This window comes from Bacteroides sp. GM023, assembly GCF_014750685.1.
Classification (GTDB): domain Bacteria; phylum Bacteroidota; class Bacteroidia; order Bacteroidales; family Bacteroidaceae; genus Bacteroides.
Genome location: NZ_JAAXGE010000002.1, coordinates 641576 through 660402, shown reverse-complemented (window position 1 = coordinate 660402; position 18827 = coordinate 641576). Strand labels below are relative to the sequence as shown.

The following is an 18827-nucleotide window of genomic DNA, read 5'->3' as shown; positions in this document are numbered from 1 at the left end:
ATGGATAATGACATGAAAACAACCATTGAGAAGTTGGAAAAATATGCATCTTCAACTCCTTCAAAATGGCGTGAAGCACTGGAAGCCAGACAGGAGAACAAAATATGGCTCCGATATTCACAGCGCATAGCCATGTTGATGCTGGATAAAATGGACGAACTGGGGATAAACCAAAAGCAACTGGCAGAAATGATGAGTTGCAGCCAACAGTATATCTCGAAAATATTGAAAGGACGGGAAAATCTTTCATTGGAAACTCTTTCCAAAATAGAAAGAGCGTTGGGTATCTCTATTATCAAAGAAGAACAGGTAGCTGTATAACTCTAAGGGGATATAATACAGAAAACTGATAGCTGATTTTTCCGGGCAAGTTGCTGCAGCTCGGGAAAAGTGCTAGCAAATGTTTCGTCCTGGAAGAAGCCGGCTGCCGGATTCTGCTAGCAGACCGCCCTGATAGCCGCCTCGACACTGCATAGGAACACATTTTTTTTCTTTTTTCTTATACATCTCCCAGGACATGGACGGATGGCAGGCAAGAAATTTCAGATAAAAATACCGCACGACGTAGGAGCGCAGGATATTTTTATCTGAAATAGCGTAGCGGTTCTTGACTGACAGGCGGCTGTGGCCTATCTTTGTAGAAGAAAAGAGGAAAAAGACGCTGTAAAAACGTAAGGTTCCCAGTAGAACGCCATCCATTTGTAAGTACTTGCACTTGATGGCTTGCAGTTGATAGTTTCTACAGATTCCGGCAGATACTTTGTATTGCGGCTTTTCGTCTGATTGCTCACCGTGCCGCCGTGTGGTTCGTGGCAATGCGTGCAGCGGGAATACCGCCGCCCACACAGCCCCGCTCCCCACAGCAGCACTCCGTCAGTGTTTAACCGGAACATTCCTTCACCGGCAGCGTTTCTCGGACGTTCCGTGTTTCTGTGCACCGTGCCGCTTTCCTTGCTTTCCCGTAGCTACCCAATGGGCGCAAAGAAAGCCGCCCTCTGACAGTGTTTCTATGGGACATTCTTGGGGAAGTTTCTAGAAAGTTACTTCTGTGTATAACGGTCGAAGTCATCAAAAGTGAGTGATTACAGAAGTTACACCGCCCGATGTATCCGGCTCCGGCTCCCGCCCATACCCCGGCAAAGTCGGACTACAAGCGACAACCTATGCGGTGGTAGCCCTTGCGGACGATAGCGGAAGTTACTCCCGTCTTATACTCGGGCTCCGGTTGCCGCTCCCTCACTTGCCGAATACAGCAAAGGAAGCAGCACCCTATGCGATGTATACCCTTACGGAACGGTAGCCCATGCGGTACGGGTACAGTTTCGATGACCGGTGCGGTTTCGCTCCGCCCGGCACTAACGCCGGGACTAAGGCGAGAATCCGCTACCTCTTTTCGTCTGGCTATAGGAACGGAAGTGTCAGTCAGGAGTGCAGCCCTGCGGTGCGGGGTTCCCGGGTTTACGGTTGAGCGGGTTTGTCCGTTTGAACTGGAGGCGGCGCAAGCTTCCGCCGCCTCCAGACGTGATGTTGCTAGCGCCGTGGTCTTCCGGTTTTTCTAGTAGAGTGCAGCTTTTGCGCAGGAAATCCGGAATAGCAATTATGTTTAATTAGTCCCAAAACCGTTCCGGATTTTGTGCTTTAATTCAACATAACAGCCTATTCCAGATATTCCTGCTGTTTGGGAGCTTTCCGTTGCTTCAGGAACAGGCTTAAAGTTACTCCGTTTAATGTTTACCCTTGCGGAATACGCCCTGCGGAATGTAAACGCCACCACTGTGGCGGCAAGCCGCCACCCCGACCACCGCCCCTTAGTTACTCCTGCGTGTCCCGGTTTCCTGCGGGTTTCCGACTTCTTGCGGGCGCTTGTACTCCCTTCGGGTTGCGCCTGACGGTGTGTCCGGCTGACTGTTTGCCCCCTGCGGACAGTCTGTGTGAAATAGCGGAAATTCCCGGCGGTCGGCTTCGCCGTCCGCTCCATGCAGCGGGGCGTCCGCCCCGCCGAAAAGTTACAAACAGAGGAAAGTTGTGACAATTGCTCAATTGTCACAACTTTCCTCTGCCAACAAGCATATATAACTATATCTACCAAGTGCATGGATAACAACCAGCCATTAAAACCCCTACCTTTACAATCAGTAAACCAATATCATAACCATGTATACCAACATACACCTACAAAACAACAGTCAAAGCCTGACCAACCGGAGTTACGGTTTTAAAGAACTGGCCGTACTTTATTTTCCCAATATCGCACCCGCTTCCGCTTCTATCCGCCTCAAACAGTGGATAAAGGACGACACCGAACTACTCGAAGCATTGCAAGAAACAAACTATCAGCTAAGCAACCGTATCCTCACACCCCGGCAAAAGGAACTGATAACCACCTCTTTCGGCTCACCCTTTTAAGCCGCGGCGCAGCAGCCCCCACGGCTACAGCCCGAACCCTCTTCGCTAGGGGAACGCCCGGCGGCAAGGGGGAAGAGCACTTCCCCCGACAAGCGTCTCCCCCAACGGGGGACGGAAGGGGGTAGAAATCATACACAACTAAAAAATCACTCACATAATCACCCACAAAACAATGATTAAACAAAGAAACATCACCCTGATTGTGGTGCACTGCACCGCATCCCGTTGCACAAGCAACCTCACCCCGGAAGCTCTCGACTCCATGCACAAACGCCAAGGCTTCGTCGAATGTGGCTATCACTATTACATCACCAAAGACGGAACGATACACCACATGCGCGACATCACCCACATCGGCGCCCACGCCAAAGGCTTCAACACCCCATCGATAGGAGTTGCCTACGAAGGCGGTCTGAACGCCGCCGGACGTGCCGACGACACCCGTACCGACGCACAAAAACAAAGCCTTGAAATCCTTCTCCGCTTCCTGCTGCTTACCTATCCGGGAGCAAAGATTTGCGGTCACCGTGACCTATCGCCCGACCTTAACCACAACGGAACCATAGAACCCTGCGAATATATCAAGCAGTGTCCCTGTTTCGATGCGGCTACTGAATACTTGTATTTAGTGGAGAGTTGAGAGTGATTATGCGGTATATAAACGCATGAAAGCGCAGCAACTCTCAACTCTCCACTCTCCATTCTCAACTTATCCCTTCCTTTGCCGGCAACAATTAAAAAGGAGGTCATTATGAAACCATTTTGGAGAAACACGTTGAGAGTACTGAAAGTTATCGGTAAAATTTTCGTCTGGCTCACCGGAGCTGATGGCCCGGTAAGTGAAAGCGAAAAGAGAACAGACAGCAAGAACTGACGGAGAACATTAAAAACCCCTGTTTTGAGGGCTGCGGAATACAAACCGCAGCCCTTTTTTCATACACTTTAAGAAGTTGAGAGTTGAGAGTTGAGAATGGAGAGTGACCATTCAGTATATAAGCGTAGGAAAGCGCAGCTAACTCTCAACTCTCCATTCTCAACTCTCAACTATTCTTAAGTTTGCAACATTATTAATCATCAAAACACCAATAAACATGGCAATTACAATCAAACCCGCATTACGCAAGAATCCGCAGGACAAAGCCGCAGCAGCAAAATACTACGCACAGGTAGTACTCGCTCCGGAAATGACACAGAGACAAATCGTTGAACAAATCGCAGACCGTTGTACACTTACCGGCTCTGACATCAAGGCGGTACTTGACGCATTGATGGTCGTCATCAAGCGCAACCTCGCAAACGGTTCTCCCGTTCGCCTGGGCGACCTCGGTTCTTTCCGTCCTTCCGTTTCCGGCGTCGGTATCGCAACCGCTGACAAGTGCGGCGCAAACAGCGTAAAGAAAGCGCGTGTCATCTACGTACCTTCTACCGAAATCAAGGAAGCCGTTTCCATGTATGCTTTTTCCAAGGCAGGAGCAGGCGGCACGAGCGGAGAAGGCGGCAATGAAGGCGGAGAAACTCCTAACCCTGACGACGGCGGGGAAACTCCCGACCCGGCAGCCTAAGCCGACAGACGGTCTGACCGTCAGACACTGCAAACAAATTTGATGAAAGCCCGGTGAATGAAAGATTATTCACCGGGCTTTTTTGATGCCATTTTCAGAAAATACGCTTATCAGGGGCTTATGGAAAACATCAGGAGTTTTTCAAAAAACGTCTGACGAAATAAAAAAAACGTCTGATGAATTTTTGAAAACATCTCGAAGGGTTTCAAGTACGTTTTTGCTTCTTTTCCGCCTGTTTCCGGGCGTTTTACGTTTTATTCCCGTATGGTTCTATCCGTAAATAAACGTAGTGACATAGACAGAAACGCAATTATCTATAAAGTGGCGGGAAAGGATAAATGACAAGTTTGCTGTTTTACATCGTATTTTTCCTCTTTTCTTCTACAAAGATAGGTCACGGCCGCCCGTCAGTCAAGAACCGCTACGCTATTTCAGATAAAAATATCCTGCGCTCCTACGTCGTGCGGTATTTTTATCTGAAATTTCTTGTCTGCCGTTCATCCATGCCCTTGGAGAGGTATAAGAAAAAAGGAAAAAAATGTGTTCCTGTGCAGTGTGGGTCGGATAAAAGCGTGTATTAGTCTTAGGCCCAGTATCTACCGAAGTGATTGTGCCTGATTACTTCATCCAACTTCAATTGCCTGCGGCGAAACTTGTTGACTGCCCGTTTGAGCGATTTACGTCCCGATGTGCTGCAGTTCTTTTTTCTCATCCGGCATTGGTAGCAACGGCAGATACCAATACCTGTATGTGATTCTTTCATTTCTTACCGGATTTTGATTAAAACGGAAGGTCATCTCCAAGTGCCGGACGGCAATCTCTTACCGTAAACTTGTTTACTTCAAAGGATTTGATGGAACAAAGAACATAAGCTTTTCTATTCAAAGATTCTGCCAACCGTTTAGCCTCTGTCTCTGCACTTGTCAGGTCGCTGTGTTTATACGCCGGGGTATGTTCACCCTCTACGTATACCATAAAAAAGAAATTTTCTTTCTCGCTCATCATATTTCTGTTGTCTTGTATAAAGCTTCAAATTTACATTTTATTTTGTGACATTGGGGCAATTGTCACGGATTTCCTTTGTCCGTTACTTCCCGGCGGGGCATCCCGCCCCGCTTCGCGGAGCGGACGGCGAAGCCGACCGCCGGGAATTTCCAATGTTCCGCAAGGTGCAAACAGTCAGCCGGGCACGCCGCAAGGCGCAATCCGTAGGGAACACAAGCACCCGCAAGAAGTCGGAAACCCGCAGGAAACCGGGACAGGCAGGAGTAACTACGGGGCGGTGGTCGGGGGCGGCTGCGCCTTTTGCGCCCGCCATCCCGAACACTACGGAAAGGGCGGTAAAGGCGCTGACCGCCGCGGTGGCGTTAACCGTCCGCATGGCTTTTTTCGCCCGGGGGCGGAAAAATAAGACAATCCATATTAAACATAACCACGCATTATGCACCCGACTTGCCTGAATGGCAAGGCGTGCGGGCATAATGACCCGTTATGTTTAATATCGCTACTCCTTTGTTTTTCTTCCGGTCTCTTTTTGGGTGTTCCCCAAAAAGGAAGGCGGAAGGAAAACAATTACTGCCACGGCGCACGCAGCATCACGTCAGCACGCGCCCGAAGGACGGCGAAGGGCGCTTACTTCCACAATACAAACCCGTTCAACCGTAAACACGGGAACCCCGCACCGCAGGGCTGCACTCCCGACTGACACTTCCGTTCCTATAGTCAGACGAAAAGAGGTAGCGGATTCTCGCCTTAGTCCCGGCGTTAGTGCCGGGCGGAGCGAAACCGCACCGGGCACCGAAACTGTACCCGTACCGCATGGGCTACCGTTCCGCAAGGGTTTCCACCGCATAGGCTGTCGCTTGTAGTGGGTAAAACTGCTTTCGTGCTTTCTATGGCAAAGAGTTTCCACCGCATAGGCTGTCGCTTGTAGTCCGGCTTTGCCGGGGTGTGAGCGGGAGCCGGAGCCGTATGCTTCAGGCGGAAGTAACTTTCGTAATCACCCACTTGGCAAGCCTCGACTGTTATACACCGGAGTAACTTTCAAAAAACTTCCCCCAAGAATGTTCCATAGAAACACTGTCAGAGGGCGGCTTTCTTTGCGCCCATTGGGTGGCTACGGGAAAGCAAGGAAAGCGGCACGGTATAGAAACGCTGCCCTTCTGAGAAACGCTGCCGGTGAAGGAATGTTCCGATTAAACACTGACGGAGTGCTGCTGCGGGGAGCGGGGCTGTGTGGGCGGCGGTATTCCCGCTGCACGCATTGCCACGAACCACACGGCGGCACGGTGAGCAATCAGACGAAAAGTTGCAAGCATGACTTTCTTCCGGTTTGCTAGCACATACCTGGCGGGTTCCCGGCTTCATCAACCTGATATCCCCCGCCAACTGCTAGCAGAATCCGGCAGCCGGCTTCTTCCAGGACGAAACATTTGCTAGCACTATTCCCGAGCTGCAGCAGCTGATCCGGAAAAATATGATAGCAAATCTTTCATTGGCCAAGCTCTTCCGGAGCGTATTTTGCTAGCAATCATCCCCTACTCTTTCTCCCTGCCCGCTTTCTCCAACCTGTCGAGTGCCGACAGAAAGCCCCGTACGGCTTCGCCCTGCTCCCGGTACCTTCGTTTCAGTTCTCCGTGTTCCTTCGCTTCCTGCTTGTAGTGGGTACAGAAGCGGGGGTATTCCCGCACAATGTATTTGATTGCTTCGCTGGCGCTTCTTTTCCCGGTAAGGCTTTTCAGCGCTTCGAGTTGTTCGGCTTCCTCGGCAGTCAGCCGCAGGGTGATGGTGCTTACTTTTTCGCTCATGACCGCCCACCCCCTTTCTCTCCGGAGACGGACGGTTCCAGCGAACCGGTGGTTTCTCCGGCCTGTGTCCCGGCGCGCCCCGCTTCCACTTCCACTTCCGCCTGTTGTTTCCGGTTCATCACTTCCGCCCGCCGATATGCTTCCGCATACGTCTGGCAGCGTATTCCGTATCTCTCGATAGTGACGCCTGCGGCTGTCACTTCGTGCGCCACGCACCACCCTGTACGCATTTTGCGGGGGTAGTAGAGCGGCGTCTTGTTTTTATCTTCACTCATAACCGTGTGGCTTACGCCGTTTTTTGCAATTCGTTTTTCTTTGCTTTTTTCAGCCGTGACCTGATGAAACAGCTCACCGAGAGAATCCGCCCTTTCGAGCGTCGTATTTCCCGTATCACCTCTTGCAGGACATCTTCTTTGCCTTTCGCCTCTTCGCATAGTTCGTCCATGTCATAGCTCGGCACGCCGATACCCGACAACATCTGCCTGACGTTATGAACGTCCTCTTTCACCTCATCCGTACACTCTTCCATCATCCGCAGGCGTCCCGTCTTCACCAGTCCACGCAGGGCGGGCAACACGTCTCCGGTGAACGAATAACGCCCGCCGCCAGCCTTCAATTCCTCAATCAGTTGCCATATCGGACTGTCGTCCTGCGCTATGTCCTCTATCCGTAGGACTTCCCGTATATCTCCTTTCGAGCATCCCAGGTCATAACAGATTTTACCCAACCGCTGCAATTTCATCCGGTATTCTTCGGAATGTTCCGGACGTTCCCCGCAGGATTCTGCGGAGACATTTCCTCTATTCCCGTCCGGAGAGAGTGAAACTTTATCCTCATCATCCCTTGTCTGCGGAATAGCCCGGGGGATAGAGGGGGAATTTTCTTTACTTTCTTTTTCTTTGTGCCGTTTTTCCGCAGAATTCCGCGGAGTTTCCGGAATTTCCGCAGAACTCTGCGGAATAATGACGCCGGAAGATATTCCGGCAGTGATTACGGTCTGTTTTCCGGTACCGGTTGCGGTTTCTTTTCCGATATCGGTTGCAGCCTGTTTTCCGGTCTCCAGTTTGGGAGAACCATAAACTGTTTTTCCGGTTTTCGTCTCGATTTCCTGACCGGAGAAAAGAGGTAGCGGCGCACTATCCATGCCGGATGGCGCATCTTGTATCTCGACAAGCCGTATATCTTCGGGTATTACGATTTTCTTCTTGGCTCTCCGGCAGATTTCGAGATATCTCTGCTGAATATCTACGGAAGTAAGTACATGATTCGTATGCCAGGTGATGGTGTCGAACAATTCCACTTCCGTGCAATATTCAATGATTTTTTCTACCCGTTGCTCTTCAATGCCCCAGTATTCGGAGACATCAAACATTTGGTCGTCCGTGAAACGGATATAACAGCCTTCTACCCGGTATATCTCATTCTGTATATACTGGTACACTGCATACCCTTCGCAGCCGTACCGCTTCTTCAGGCGTTTTACCTTGATGTCCTGAAAGCGGTCGGTTTCCGCCTGATAATATGATAATCCTGTTTTTGCCATTGCCGCTAGATTCTTCTACTGTAATTGGATGCGAGGTAATTCATGATTTCTTCTTTGCTGTATAGGAAAATCCCACCCAGTTTGTAGAATGGGATTGCGTGCTCCGTACGCATGTTCCTTAACGTTGAGTTACTGATGTTGAGCAATTTGCATACGTCCGTCGAGCGGATGAACACGGCATCTTCCGGAACGGTTTCGAGTGTGACGGGTTCCACGGGTTTGTACTTCGGTTTTCCGGCGGCTTTCTCCTTTTGGGGTTCTACGGCGGCTTTTTCAGATTCCTTTTCAGGTTTCACGATTCTCATGCTGTTGGTTTCTGTTTTCATGATTCTGTTTTTTTTATGTGAGTGAGTTAATTATTAGGGGGTAACCGGCTGTTTATCCAGGCAGGTGAAAGCTACCCGGTCGAGGTCTTTCAGTTGGCTGCTGTCGAGGGCGTAGATGGTTTTTATAATCCACCCTTTCAGGACGATTTCCCGGTGCCCTTCCCTGTTGGCGTAGTGATGCAGCGCACGGGTGACTGCTTCCTTCATTTCCTGTCCGGAAATGAGGCTCTTCTCATAGGCTATCATGCTGTCGACAGCTTTCTGCTCCAGTTCTTCCTGGCTGATGGTTACGGTTGTTTTCATTCGTTTACGGCTTTATCGGGTGATTTTTGAGATTCCTTCTTTGCGTACATGTCCTTGAGAGCGGCCATGTCGTCCATGACTTTGTTATCCACAACCTTCGCATAGATTTGTGTAGTAGACAAAGCGGCATGCCCGAGCATCTTGCTGACTGTTTCAATAGGAATACCGTGCATAAGTGTGATAGTCGTGGCAAACGTATGGCGGGCCATGTGGAAGGTAATCACTTTGTTAATGCCCGCAATCCTGGCAATCTCTTTCAAATAGCGATTAATTACCTGGTTCATTGGTACAGGGAACAGATGATGAGTTTTCTCCCCTTCGTGATAACTGTGGTATCTTTCTATAAGAACGTTGGCAGGCTCAAGCAGTGGCAACGCTACACGAATATCCGTTTTTTGTCGGTTGAATTGCAACCAAAGGCTTTTATCAATGCCTCGTACAATGTTTTCAAGGGTCATTTTAGACACATCCACATAGGCAAGCCCGGTATATACGGAAAACATGAAAATATCTCTTGCTATGGCCAGATGCGGTTTCAAAATCACATCTTCGAGCTTCTTAATCTCACTTTCGGTGAGAAATCCTTTCTCTACTTTTGTTTTCTTTATCTTGAGCAGGCAAACCGGGTTTCTGTCTATCCATTCATTTTGCAATGCCAGATTCATCACTCGTTTAAAGCGGGTAATGTGTTTTAATGCGCCATTGACGGCACAACGAATGCTCCCCTCTCTTCTGTAACCCTGCAAATAAGCGAAAAATTCCTGTACAAACGGTTTGTCGATAGCCGTAATCTTGTAATCGGAAAGATGATACTTAATTCGAATATAGTCCAACAGGTGTTTTTTGGTGACCATATAGCCACGATAACTCCCCTCGCGTAGGTTCTTACGGTCAATGATTTCGTGATAATCGAACAGTCTGCGAATGGTATCGTATTCATTTTCCCGTGCCTGGTAGGTAAGACGAAAGTTTTGAACGGTCAACTCATGCCCTTTGTCATGCAGCTTTCTGACTGTTTCATCAATCAGGAGCTTTACATCTTCGATGCGGGTATTTGCATCCCTGTCCACCTCTGTCTTTCCTGTAGACTTTTGCGCCGCAGCATTCCAATTTCGCGCTCGTACTTTACAATTGAGAGGAAATTCGTATCTTTGTCCTCGGATGGTTATCCGGCAAAATAACGATGCTTCGGCATCACTCTGTTTATTCCTACGCATCAGGAATAAAACGTTAAAAGTTCTTTTTTTCTGTTCCATGTTCCATGTTTTTGCTGGAACTTCAAAAAAGAATTGATTTTAACCGGATAATGTCTCCCGATAAATCTCCCGAATGAGCGTCAACTTTTTTCGGAAGAGCTTATTAAAGGACACAAAAAAACCCGCAAAATAACGTTTTTTGCGGGTTTTTACTTGTAATAAACTGGAAAGTTGTTGTCCTACCAAGATTCGAACTTAGACAAACAGAACCAAAAACTGTTGTGCTACCATTACACCATAGGACAAACTCAGGGTGCTTTCTGTTAAAAAGCGGTGCAAAGATAGAAGTATCTGACTAAACTTCCAAATATTTCGGTGTTTTTTTATCAAGTTTTGTCAGACTCATGCTGACAAAACCTGATTTTTCAGTCATTCAACTATCTCTTTTCTTATTTTGCAATCAGCAAATAGTAGTTCTTTTTACCACGCTGAACAAGCAGATATTTCTCATCGAGCAGGTCAGCAGTTGTAATTACCTGGTCAAAGGCTGTTAGCTTCTCCTTATTCAACGAAACGCCGCCGCCTTGAACCAACTTGCGCATTTCACCTTTCGACGCAAATACAGCCGCATTATCGACCAACAGGTCTACCGCCTTCACTCCTTCTGCCAACGCATCACGGGAAATCTCAAATTGAGGTACTCCTTCGAATACAGCCAGCAAAGTATCTTCGTCCAGTTTACGCAAAGCATCGGAAGTAGCATTACCAAACAGAATGTTCGATGCGTCTACCGCTGCGTTGTAATCTTCTTCAGAGTGAACCATCACAGTCACCTCTCTGGCAAGACGTTTCTGAAGGATACGCAAGTGCGGAGCAGCCTGATGTTCGGCAATTAATGCTTCAATTTCTTCCTTTTCGATAGAAGTGAAGATCTTGATATAACGTTCAGCATCGGAATCACTTACGTTCAGCCAGAACTGGTAGAACTTGTATGGAGATGTGTAACGAGCGTCCAGCCAAATATTTCCGGATTCTGTTTTACCGAACTTACCACCATCAGCTTTTGTAATCAACGGGCAAGTCAGCGCGAAAACCTCTCCCCCGTTGGTACGGCGAATCAATTCGGCACCGGTAGTGATGTTTCCCCATTGGTCGGAACCACCCATTTGCAGCTTACAGCCTTTAGTCTCGTATAAGTGAAGAAAATCGTATCCTTGAAGCAACTGGTAAGTGAACTCTGTAAATGACAGTCCGTCACGCGCTTCGCCATTCAAACGACGCTTTACAGAGTCTTTTGCCATCATATAGTTCACAGTGATGTGCTTACCTACCTCGCGAACAAAATCAAGGAAGCTGAAGTTTTTCATCCAGTCGTAGTTGTTCACCAGTTCGGCACGGTTGGGTACATCCGACTCGAAGTCGAGGAACTTGGCAAGTTGATTTTTAATACACGCCTGATTGTGATTCAACGTTTCCTCATCCAGCAGGTTACGTTCTGCCGACTTACCGGAAGGGTCACCAATCATACCTGTAGCGCCACCGATCAATGCCAACGGCTTATGACCGCAGCGTTGGAAATGACGAAGGATCATCACTCCACAAAGGTGACCAATGTGTAGCGAATCGGCAGTCGGGTCGATACCCAAATAGGCAGTCACCTGCTCTTTGATTAGCAACTCTTCTGTTCCCGGCATGATATCTTGCAACATGCCACGCCATCTCAATTCTTCTACAAAATTCATCGTATTACTCTTTAATTATTAGGTTTTTTATTGTATTTCAATCCTATACGCGACAAAAGTACGACTCTTTCACGGAAGATACAACACTTATGCCTTAAAAAAGACATTTTGAATATTTCTATGGATTGTCTCGCGCAGTGCCTCCACTCCCACTCCACGCACTTCGGCTGCCCGGCGCAGGATGTCTTCAATATCGAGCGAACTTTCGTCTGTCTCCAAAAATAAGCGGTCATCAGGTATCAGCTTCATCGTTTCATCGGGATAATGCTCTCCCAAAGAAAGATAGAATCCCTGCTTCAGTAATTGCATTGCCTGTTCAGGTTTTCCCCGGAAACCATGCCATATCCAAGGCTGTATGGGACGAAATCTCTTTTTCACAGCCAACATTTCATCCATCGCTTTCACGCAGTGAATTATCAATGGCAAGCTGTACTGTTCCGACAGGGTTATCTGCATTATAAATGCCGTTCGCTGAAGTTCCATCGGAGTCTCTGCCAATTTGTCCAGTCCGCTCTCCCCTATGGCTACAATACGCTTATCGGGTAATTGACTGATAATAAAATCCTGTTGCTCTTCTATATTAGCCATTGTCAGTTCCCAGGGATGGATGCCGATAGAATAATAATAACCTTCCAAAAGCGGCGCTCCTGTCAACTGTTTATAATTGATAATGGACTTGCCTTCAGAGTCGGCTTCCCGTCTATGGGTATGAATATCCAGGATCGTATTTATCGTTTTCCCTTCCATATTTGATTCTTTGTTTTAATTCTTTTTTTAGGGCACAGGGTCATAACCGGAGCCACCCCAGGGATGGCATCTCAGGATACGTCGCACAGTCAGATAAAACCCTTTCACAGGCCCGTGTTTCTTTATCGCTTCGACTGCATAAGCCGAGCAAGTGGGTGTGAACCGACAAGAAGGAGGTGTAAGCGGAGAAATACAAATCCGGTAGAAATAGATGGGGATAAGTAACAAGAGCGAAAATATCCTTCTCAAAAATCCTTTCACGGATACCCAAATGGAGGATATCCCGGAGCCTTGGGATTTCATGAGGAAAGCTTTTCGGAGATGCGCGAAAGCGCTATTTTCATCTTCTCTTCCAATTCGGCAGTAGCTGTAAGCTCGTCCGACAGATAGATAAAGGCGACAGCCAGGCGCTGTTCACGCCGTTGCAGTTCACCTATCAGGAGTTCTTTGTTTTTTCGGTAGGCTTCGCGTATCTGACGTTTCACCCGATTGCGCTTTACCGCCCGTTTGAAGCGTCGTTTCGACACGCTGATCAGTATGGAAGCCGAAGCCTCACCCTTTTCGACAGGCATATATACAACACGTATCGGAAAGATGGAAAACGACTTCGAAACGCCGCCCTCAAACATCTTTCCGATCTGTATTTTACTGTTCAGCCTTTCGGCTTTGCACAAAGTATATATACCCACTCTGTTTATTTATTGTTTTCCTTGATAAACATGTCAAGTGCGGCAGTCATTGACGGAGCCTGCACTGTAGGCGCTTCAAGGTCCAGACGAAGTCCGGCATCACGTACAGCCTGTGCGGTAGTGGAGCCGAAAGTTCCGATCTTAATCTCTTTCTGATTGAAATCGGGGAAGTTCTTCTTTAAAGAAGTCACTCCTGCCGGGCTAAAGAACACCAACATATCATAATCAAACTCTTCTTCTGACGTGAAGTCGTTGCTCACTGTGCGGTACATCACAGCTTCTGTGTGTTGAATACCGTTCTTGTCGAGCAGGTTTTTCACATCATCATTGTGTACGTCCGACATCGGGACGAGGTATTTCTCTGTCTTGTGCTTCACGATGGAAGGAACGAGATCTTCAATCTTTCCGGTAGCTCCAAAGAAGATTTTACGCTTGCGATACTGTACATACTTCTGGATATACAATGCCACCGCTTCCGTCACGCAGAAATACTTCATTGTCTCGGGAATCGCTACACGCATCTCAGTACACAAACTGAAAAAGTGGTCAATAGCATGACGCGAAGTGAATATAACGGCAGTGTGGTCGAGAATCGAAATTTTCTGTTGCCGAAATTCTTTCGCCGAAAGACTTTCAACCTTAATAAACGGCCGGAAATCTATTTTTACGCCATACCTCTCAGCTATGTCGTAATAGGGAGATTTCTCTGACGCAGGCTTAGGCTGCGACACTAGTACTTTTGTAATTTTCAACGTCCTAAAATTTTATTAGCAAAATATTGTTCATTTGAATCATACCTTGGTAGAGTAGCAGACAAGGTACTATTTCTAGAGCGCAAAAGTACACAATTAAAAGGAGAAGGCCACTAAATTGATGAAAAAAAAGCTTTATCCACTTATAAAACATCAATATTTTAGCGAAAATTAGAATAATTGAACCAATTACAATCAAATTGATGAGACTTAGATCGAAATAAACTAGAAAAAGTACGAACGGGAAAAGGGCAAATCCGGCATAATATATGAGTGTAGAATAAGATTCCAACCATAGATTTGTCCTATTTTCGTCAAAAAAAATCCATCCCAGGAACATGTAAAGCAACCATTTTAGTAAGAAATATGCCAGGCAAAAACCGACATAAATTCCGAGTAAAAGGAGAGGGGATACATGGTTCATCAGAGCGGGACAAGTGTCATGAAAATAATTGAAAAAGGTGATTCCTGCCAACACGCAGGTTTGCAATACGAGTACAAGAAGATAGCGCATGTCGGCCGCCGTGGAGCTATCAAAGATGCTCGTCCGCTCCCGATGCAGCACAAAGTCTTTCACTTGCTGCGAAAGAAATCTCTTTCCGCGTGCCAAAGCGATGGAAGAAAGGAAGAAGCAAGCCAGCAACGTCAACGAGATTGCGTCATCTATACGGGGAGAATAGGGGATAGGGGTTCCCTCAAAGCCTGATTCAACTTCCTGCGCAGTATGAGCCGCAGTCAATTGCAAACTATCACTATCCGCCTTTGCCGGGGCAGTCTGCCCTTGTTGGAACAGTAGCAGAGTATCAACGCGTTGTGTACTTAGCGTATCGCCTATCATATGGCTGCGAATTTACGAATGGAAATATCCCACACCGGAGTCTCATAAAGCAACTTTACGGCTTCTTCAGGCGTCCGGGCTACTTTCCATATATCTCCATGCTGTTGACGCATAAAGTTCTCCTCAATTGCCTTTTCAAGCATTTCAAGCAGTGGATCAAAGAACCCGTTTACATTGAGAATAATAATAGGGTTAAGATATAGCCCCAATTGTTTCCAGGTAATAATTTCAAGGAGTTCTTCGAGTGTTCCGCATCCTCCCGGCAGTGCGATGATGCCATCACTCAGATTTGCCATCTTTTGTTTGCGCTCATGCATAGATTCCACTTCAATCAGTTCTGTCAATCCTGTATGGTGCCAGTTCTGCTCTACCATAAAATGAGGGATTACTCCGGTCACTTCACCACCATTCTTCAAGACTGCATCTGCCACAGAGCACATCAATCCGATACTGCCGGCTCCGTTAATCAAACGGATATGATGTTCGGCAAGCAAACGGCCGAGCTCTTCGGCTGCTTGAAAGTAGACGGGATCTATCTTGGTACTGGAAGCACTATATACGCATACGGAATTTATCTGATTCATCACTCTTTACGGGGTTTATGGTTGTAACGAGTGCAAAAGTACAAAAAAACATAGAATAACAGACTATAGTTCACACTAACTAAAATGTAAATTGATAAGAGACAGATGGCAGTGCACCATACAAATACATTTTATGCATGCCAATATCAGAGAAATCATAGTCATCTCTACTCGTATAGATAGTAAACACATTTTTTCTGTTATATGCATTCATCACAGAAAGAATCAATCGCCCCCCTTTGTTTGTTTTACAAGTCATGGATAAATCCAACTCATGAAAGGCAGGAGCACGATAACCATTTCTTGTAGAATAGATATAGAAAGCTGTACCGTTCACCCGGTAATGAGCAATAGGCAATGTCAGATTCATCCCTGAATTGTACGAGAAGGTAGCTGCAAAAGCACATCTTCGCTTACGTCCAGCCTCATAATTTAGAAATATCTTCAAGCTATGTGGACGATCATAGACAGGCGGATATTCCTTATCTTCGAAAGTAGCAATGTAATTTCGGGCATGTGAAAGGGTATAGCTAATCCATCCGGTTAGCCGTCCTCTGTTTTTAGATACATAGAATTCCGCTCCATAGGCCTTTGAATAACCTGTATTCAACTGTGTTTCTATCTGATTATTCAAAAAGATATTCGCATTATCTACAAAATCAACGATATGATCCGTCTTTCTATAATAAGTCTCCAATGAGAGTGTATACATTCCTTTTGCCAGGCTTCTCTCATACCCTAAAACCATTTGTTTCATCACTGCAGGTTTCAGTTGTCCGTTAGCAGGTACCCACATATCCGAAGGAATACCAACGGAGGAATTAGACAACATATGCAGGTTTTGTGAAGACTGCGTGAAAGCCGCATGCAAACGGTTCCCAGTTCCGGGAGAGTAGGACAACTCGGCTCTCGGTTCAGGCATTATGTAACTCTTTTGCTTGAGTTCTCCCACTTTAGGAGTATAAAAAACGGAAAAACGAATTCCTCCATTCAGCTGCCATGCTGATAAAATCTTATAGGTCGCTTCTCCATAGGCTGCCATATCCAGCAGGGACCGCCTATCCATTCGATAGGGAACCACATTACTAAAGTCTCCCCAACTGCTAATACTCCCAGGCATTGTGGTAAATACATGCGCAGAAAGGCCACTCCTAATATGTAGTGCATTGTTAACAGTATAATCTGCATCATATTTCAATTGATAAGATTGGATATTCGATTTCCACAAGAACTTCATTCCGTCTGTTATTGATTTATAGCGATAATAATAATTGCTAAAAATAGCACTGAAGTTTCCCGACAACCGATCTGTCCAAACATGATTCCATCGAAAAGTAGCAGTAGTATTTCCCCAATTCATACCATAACCGCGTACCAGTTGATTAAAAAAAGTATGATCGCCACCATTATATACTGAAAAGAGAATCCGGTTCCGGTCATTTAATGTAGAATTAATTTTAGCATTCACATCATAAAAGCTCATTTTGGTACCACGGAACTGCTTCAGCACACTAAGCACAGCTCCCGGATAAGCAAATCTAGCAGATACCAAGTAAGACGCTTTCCCTTTCTTTATCGGACCTTCCAACTGGATTTTAGAGGCGATAACTCCAATGGTAGCACTCCGGTGCTTCTCCTGATTGTTTCCTTCGCGCATTTTGACATCAATAACAGACGAAGTTCTTCCACCATACTTCAATGGAAAATAAGATTTATAAAGACTCACTTGCTGTATAGCATCATTATTGAACACAGAAAAGAAAGACAATGCATGGTTCGGATTATAAACCATTGCTTCATCCAGCAATATCAAGTTACCCCATTGATTACTCCCTCGAACAGATATATTATTGGAGCCTTCATTACCACTAATGACTCCTGGAAGATATTGCAATGACTTCAATACATCAGGTTCGCTTCCTAAAGTGGGAAGTGCCTGAATATCTTTCTGGTTCAATGTCAACTGTCCGCCTGCTTTCCGATTTCCCATTACCTCTACATCGCTTAGTTGATAGTTATCGGGCATCAAAGCAAAATTATGAACCGAATTTGCAGCCAGAGTCAACGTATCCATTTGGGTTACATAGCCCAGCATCGAACATCTTAAGACACAACGTCCACCCTTAATACGGATGGAATATAGTCCATATGTATTAGCAGCCACTCCTGTTCCCGACATGAGGTCTCCTATGTTAGCATCCGAGAGCACTTCTCCGGTCTTTCTATCGGTCACACGACCTCTGACTGTGATCGTCTGTGCATTACATATGGTGAAACTTCCACAGCAGGATAATATAAATAATAACAAATATTTTTCCATCAAATCCTATGTTTCTTATAAAAATATACTTCAGAGATAGCGCTGACACGAAATATGCCATAAGCACCATTACTAATGTTGCTTTTTACAGAAGCCGGACGTGGAGAAAAAGTTCCACCATCCGAACGTATTTGCTTAATCATTTGATCAAACACCTGATAGCAGTTTTCAGATATGGATTGCATTTTTATCCAGATGGAATCGCTTACAGGATAACTAAACCCAGGACGATTGGGAAGTACAAACTGTTCTCCCTCGCTCACAACATAGTCTACCACATTTTCCGCCAAATATTCGTCATCCAAAATAGAATATGGCCAACCGGCACTATTTGTTGTTCCATAATATAGATTATAAACAGATGCGACACGAAGTACTTTTGAAGAACAAAAATCTGTTTTAAGCAAATAATAGTTATGCTCTTCAGGAGGATTATGAAAACTGATACATGGAGTTTCATTAGGTTCACCTTCCCCAGTATCAATACGTTTCATTACTATTTTGTCGATTGGAGTTTTAGGCACCATCCGTTCGCATGCTGTATACTCCCTCCCTTTGTATTTAATATGAAGTTCGTAGGTATGATTTTCGATCCCATAAATCTTATTAGTAACATAAAGCCCACCAGGCGTTTCACTAGGAAGCCATTTCATATAAACAGTAACGTCTTTATGCCTATAGTGATCATAAAATCGAAAATCCTGATAATCAGTCAACTTGGCATTTTGCAACGTATCTCTTATGCCTGTTGTCAAATCAACAATAACAATTTCTGCATCATTAATTCTATCAAAGCTACGATTTTCAGGGTGTTTCAGTTTAGTTGACGGTTTACTTAATACAAAATAATAGGGTGGGGGTTCATCGGTTATCACTCCATCAAATACTATGGCGTCTTCCGGGAGCGACATACCTACATCAAACGGCTCCTCGCAGGCAATACAGAGATATAAAGTCTGCATTAAAAATAGATAAACTATCTTATTCAGATTGAAATAAAGCCTCATCTTTT

27 protein-coding genes and 1 tRNA gene are annotated in these 18827 nt (G+C 46.1%); 6 read left to right on the top strand and 22 right to left on the bottom strand.

All coding sequences use genetic code 11. The annotated features are described in order from the left end of the window. The gene (locus tag HC965_RS05095) at nt 1-321 is read left to right on the top strand and encodes a helix-turn-helix transcriptional regulator (RefSeq protein WP_191030435.1); all 321 of its coding nucleotides are present in this window, start codon (nt 1-3) and stop codon (nt 319-321) included. A 308-nt stretch (nt 322-629) separates the two neighbouring features. Here the strand turns inward: HC965_RS05095 and HC965_RS05090 are convergent, their stop codons facing one another. Then, entirely contained in the window at nt 630-938 is a 309-nt protein-coding gene (locus HC965_RS05090; RefSeq protein ID WP_191030434.1) for a hypothetical protein, read from the bottom strand. A 140-nt stretch (nt 939-1078) separates the two neighbouring features. Here HC965_RS05090 and HC965_RS05085 point away from each other — a divergent pair, with 140 nt between their 5' ends. Beyond that, nucleotides 1079-1300: a hypothetical protein gene (locus HC965_RS05085; protein ID WP_191030433.1), complete on the top strand. Its 222-nt coding sequence runs from the start codon at nt 1079-1081 to the stop codon at nt 1298-1300. A gap of 303 nt (nt 1301-1603) precedes the next feature. On the opposite strand, the gene HC965_RS26615 is transcribed toward HC965_RS05085, so the two are convergent. Beyond that, entirely contained in the window at nt 1604-2047 is a 444-nt protein-coding gene (locus tag HC965_RS26615) for a hypothetical protein (protein ID WP_223854716.1), read from the bottom strand. Between the two features lie 107 nt (nt 2048-2154). On the opposite strand from HC965_RS26615, the gene HC965_RS05075 reads away from it, so the two are divergent. From HC965_RS05075 to HC965_RS05065, 4 genes are all read left to right on the top strand, one after another. Next, nucleotides 2155-2406, top strand: a complete 252-nt coding sequence (locus HC965_RS05075) for a DUF4248 domain-containing protein (protein ID WP_191030432.1) — start codon at nt 2155-2157, stop codon at nt 2404-2406. Nucleotides 2407-2578: 172 nt separating this feature from the next. Next, nucleotides 2579-3046: an N-acetylmuramoyl-L-alanine amidase gene (locus tag HC965_RS05070; RefSeq protein WP_191030431.1), complete on the top strand. Its 468-nt coding sequence runs from the start codon at nt 2579-2581 to the stop codon at nt 3044-3046. A gap of 111 nt (nt 3047-3157) precedes the next feature. Continuing rightward, nucleotides 3158-3280 (top strand): hypothetical protein, encoded by a 123-nt coding sequence (locus tag HC965_RS26755; protein WP_255508665.1) that lies wholly within the window; start codon nt 3158-3160, stop codon nt 3278-3280. Nucleotides 3281-3497: 217 nt separating this feature from the next. Further along, nucleotides 3498-3968 (top strand): HU family DNA-binding protein, encoded by a 471-nt coding sequence (locus tag HC965_RS05065; protein WP_191030430.1) that lies wholly within the window; start codon nt 3498-3500, stop codon nt 3966-3968. A 583-nt stretch (nt 3969-4551) separates the two neighbouring features. Here HC965_RS05065 and HC965_RS05060 read toward each other — a convergent pair. The 20 genes from HC965_RS05060 to HC965_RS04965 form a co-directional block, all read right to left on the bottom strand. Further along, nucleotides 4552-4731 carry a hypothetical protein gene (locus HC965_RS05060; protein ID WP_191030429.1) on the bottom strand — a complete coding sequence of 60 codons (180 nt, stop codon included), beginning with the start codon at nt 4729-4731 and terminating at the stop codon, nt 4552-4554. A gap of 17 nt (nt 4732-4748) precedes the next feature. Next, complete coding sequence (locus HC965_RS05055; protein WP_223854714.1) at nt 4749-4943, bottom strand: hypothetical protein; 195 nt, start codon at nt 4941-4943, stop codon at nt 4749-4751. Between the two features lie 625 nt (nt 4944-5568). Then, nucleotides 5569-5820, bottom strand: a complete 252-nt coding sequence (locus tag HC965_RS05050) for a hypothetical protein (protein ID WP_191030427.1) — start codon at nt 5818-5820, stop codon at nt 5569-5571. A 230-nt stretch (nt 5821-6050) separates the two neighbouring features. Beyond that, nucleotides 6051-6335, bottom strand: a complete 285-nt coding sequence (locus HC965_RS05045) for a hypothetical protein (protein WP_191030426.1) — start codon at nt 6333-6335, stop codon at nt 6051-6053. A gap of 170 nt (nt 6336-6505) precedes the next feature. Further along, a complete protein-coding gene (locus tag HC965_RS05040; protein ID WP_191030425.1) occupies nt 6506-6775 on the bottom strand; it encodes a ribbon-helix-helix protein, CopG family in 270 nt (89 codons plus the stop codon). Further along, on the bottom strand, nt 6772-7050 hold the full coding sequence (locus HC965_RS05035) for a hypothetical protein (RefSeq protein WP_191030424.1): 279 nt from the start codon (nt 7048-7050) through the stop codon (nt 6772-6774). Before HC965_RS05035 ends, HC965_RS05040 begins: the two co-directional genes overlap by 4 nt. 11 nt (nt 7051-7061) lie before the next feature. Next, complete coding sequence (locus tag HC965_RS05030) at nt 7062-8318, bottom strand: DUF4373 domain-containing protein (RefSeq protein ID WP_191030423.1); 1257 nt, start codon at nt 8316-8318, stop codon at nt 7062-7064. 5 nt (nt 8319-8323) lie between these two features. Then, entirely contained in the window at nt 8324-8644 is a 321-nt protein-coding gene (locus HC965_RS05025; RefSeq protein WP_191030422.1) for a helix-turn-helix domain-containing protein, read from the bottom strand. Between the two features lie 33 nt (nt 8645-8677). Further along, nucleotides 8678-8947, bottom strand: a complete 270-nt coding sequence (locus HC965_RS05020; protein WP_191030421.1) for a hypothetical protein — start codon at nt 8945-8947, stop codon at nt 8678-8680. Continuing rightward, on the bottom strand, nt 8944-10203 hold the full coding sequence (locus HC965_RS05015; protein WP_191030420.1) for a site-specific integrase: 1260 nt from the start codon (nt 10201-10203) through the stop codon (nt 8944-8946). The genes HC965_RS05020 and HC965_RS05015 overlap by 4 nt, the downstream gene beginning before the upstream one ends. Before the next feature lie 174 nt (nt 10204-10377). Continuing rightward, nucleotides 10378-10448, bottom strand: a tRNA-Gln gene (locus HC965_RS05010). Nucleotides 10449-10592: 144 nt separating this feature from the next. Continuing rightward, a complete protein-coding gene (tyrS, locus tag HC965_RS05005) occupies nt 10593-11885 on the bottom strand; it encodes a tyrosine--tRNA ligase (protein ID WP_191030419.1) in 1293 nt (430 codons plus the stop codon). Between the two features lie 87 nt (nt 11886-11972). Further along, nucleotides 11973-12632, bottom strand: a complete 660-nt coding sequence (locus HC965_RS05000; protein ID WP_191030418.1) for a TatD family hydrolase — start codon at nt 12630-12632, stop codon at nt 11973-11975. Nucleotides 12633-12659: 27 nt separating this feature from the next. Then, entirely contained in the window at nt 12660-12935 is a 276-nt protein-coding gene (yidD, locus tag HC965_RS04995; RefSeq protein WP_370539961.1) for a membrane protein insertion efficiency factor YidD, read from the bottom strand. Then, nucleotides 12932-13321: a ribonuclease P protein component gene (gene rnpA, locus HC965_RS04990; RefSeq protein ID WP_191030417.1), complete on the bottom strand. Its 390-nt coding sequence runs from the start codon at nt 13319-13321 to the stop codon at nt 12932-12934. Before rnpA ends, yidD begins: the two co-directional genes overlap by 4 nt. 5 nt (nt 13322-13326) lie before the next feature. Continuing rightward, nucleotides 13327-14073: a uroporphyrinogen-III synthase gene (locus tag HC965_RS04985; RefSeq protein WP_167960868.1), complete on the bottom strand. Its 747-nt coding sequence runs from the start codon at nt 14071-14073 to the stop codon at nt 13327-13329. Nucleotides 14074-14077: 4 nt separating this feature from the next. Beyond that, a complete protein-coding gene (locus tag HC965_RS04980) occupies nt 14078-14911 on the bottom strand; it encodes a DUF4271 domain-containing protein (protein ID WP_191030416.1) in 834 nt (277 codons plus the stop codon). Further along, entirely contained in the window at nt 14908-15495 is a 588-nt protein-coding gene (locus HC965_RS04975; protein ID WP_191030415.1) for a TIGR00730 family Rossman fold protein, read from the bottom strand. The genes HC965_RS04980 and HC965_RS04975 overlap by 4 nt, the downstream gene beginning before the upstream one ends. A 79-nt stretch (nt 15496-15574) precedes the next feature. Next, entirely contained in the window at nt 15575-17815 is a 2241-nt protein-coding gene (locus tag HC965_RS04970; protein ID WP_191030414.1) for a carboxypeptidase-like regulatory domain-containing protein, read from the bottom strand. Beyond that, nucleotides 17815-18822: a DUF4249 family protein gene (locus HC965_RS04965; protein WP_191030413.1), complete on the bottom strand. Its 1008-nt coding sequence runs from the start codon at nt 18820-18822 to the stop codon at nt 17815-17817. The genes HC965_RS04970 and HC965_RS04965 overlap by 1 nt, the downstream gene beginning before the upstream one ends. Between the last annotated feature and the right edge of the window lie 5 nt (nt 18823-18827).

Excerpts from the sequence above, each read along its gene's own strand:
- HC965_RS04975 (WP_191030415.1), bottom strand. The coding sequence starts at position 15,495 with ATGAATCAGATAAATTCCGTATGCGTATATAGTGCTTCCAGTACCAAG.
- yidD (WP_370539961.1), bottom strand. The coding sequence starts at position 12,935 with ATGAAATCCCAAGGCTCCGGGATATCCTCCATTTGGGTATCCGTGAAA.
- HC965_RS05015 (WP_191030420.1), bottom strand. The coding sequence starts at position 10,203 with ATGGAACAGAAAAAAAGAACTTTTAACGTTTTATTCCTGATGCGTAGG.
- HC965_RS05000 (WP_191030418.1), bottom strand. The coding sequence starts at position 12,632 with ATGGAAGGGAAAACGATAAATACGATCCTGGATATTCATACCCATAGA.
- HC965_RS05030 (WP_191030423.1), bottom strand. The coding sequence starts at position 8,318 with ATGGCAAAAACAGGATTATCATATTATCAGGCGGAAACCGACCGCTTT.
- HC965_RS05040 (WP_191030425.1), bottom strand. The coding sequence starts at position 6,775 with ATGAGCGAAAAAGTAAGCACCATCACCCTGCGGCTGACTGCCGAGGAA.
- HC965_RS04980 (WP_191030416.1), bottom strand. The coding sequence starts at position 14,911 with ATGATAGGCGATACGCTAAGTACACAACGCGTTGATACTCTGCTACTG.
- HC965_RS05035 (WP_191030424.1), bottom strand. The coding sequence starts at position 7,050 with ATGAGTGAAGATAAAAACAAGACGCCGCTCTACTACCCCCGCAAAATG.
- HC965_RS05055 (WP_223854714.1), bottom strand. The coding sequence starts at position 4,943 with ATGGTATACGTAGAGGGTGAACATACCCCGGCGTATAAACACAGCGAC.
- HC965_RS05075 (WP_191030432.1), top strand. The coding sequence starts at position 2,155 with ATGTATACCAACATACACCTACAAAACAACAGTCAAAGCCTGACCAAC.
- HC965_RS05095 (WP_191030435.1), top strand. The coding sequence starts at position 1 with ATGGATAATGACATGAAAACAACCATTGAGAAGTTGGAAAAATATGCA.
- HC965_RS05070 (WP_191030431.1), top strand. The coding sequence starts at position 2,579 with ATGATTAAACAAAGAAACATCACCCTGATTGTGGTGCACTGCACCGCA.
- HC965_RS05050 (WP_191030427.1), bottom strand. The coding sequence starts at position 5,820 with ATGCGGTGGAAACCCTTGCGGAACGGTAGCCCATGCGGTACGGGTACA.
- HC965_RS26755 (WP_255508665.1), top strand. The coding sequence starts at position 3,158 with ATGAAACCATTTTGGAGAAACACGTTGAGAGTACTGAAAGTTATCGGT.
- HC965_RS04965 (WP_191030413.1), bottom strand. The coding sequence starts at position 18,822 with ATGAGGCTTTATTTCAATCTGAATAAGATAGTTTATCTATTTTTAATG.
- HC965_RS05060 (WP_191030429.1), bottom strand. The coding sequence starts at position 4,731 with ATGAAAGAATCACATACAGGTATTGGTATCTGCCGTTGCTACCAATGC.
- HC965_RS05065 (WP_191030430.1), top strand. The coding sequence starts at position 3,498 with ATGGCAATTACAATCAAACCCGCATTACGCAAGAATCCGCAGGACAAA.
- tyrS (WP_191030419.1), bottom strand. The coding sequence starts at position 11,885 with ATGAATTTTGTAGAAGAATTGAGATGGCGTGGCATGTTGCAAGATATC.
- HC965_RS05020 (WP_191030421.1), bottom strand. The coding sequence starts at position 8,947 with ATGAAAACAACCGTAACCATCAGCCAGGAAGAACTGGAGCAGAAAGCT.
- HC965_RS04970 (WP_191030414.1), bottom strand. The coding sequence starts at position 17,815 with ATGGAAAAATATTTGTTATTATTTATATTATCCTGCTGTGGAAGTTTC.
- HC965_RS05045 (WP_191030426.1), bottom strand. The coding sequence starts at position 6,335 with ATGAAGCCGGGAACCCGCCAGGTATGTGCTAGCAAACCGGAAGAAAGT.
- HC965_RS05025 (WP_191030422.1), bottom strand. The coding sequence starts at position 8,644 with ATGAAAACAGAAACCAACAGCATGAGAATCGTGAAACCTGAAAAGGAA.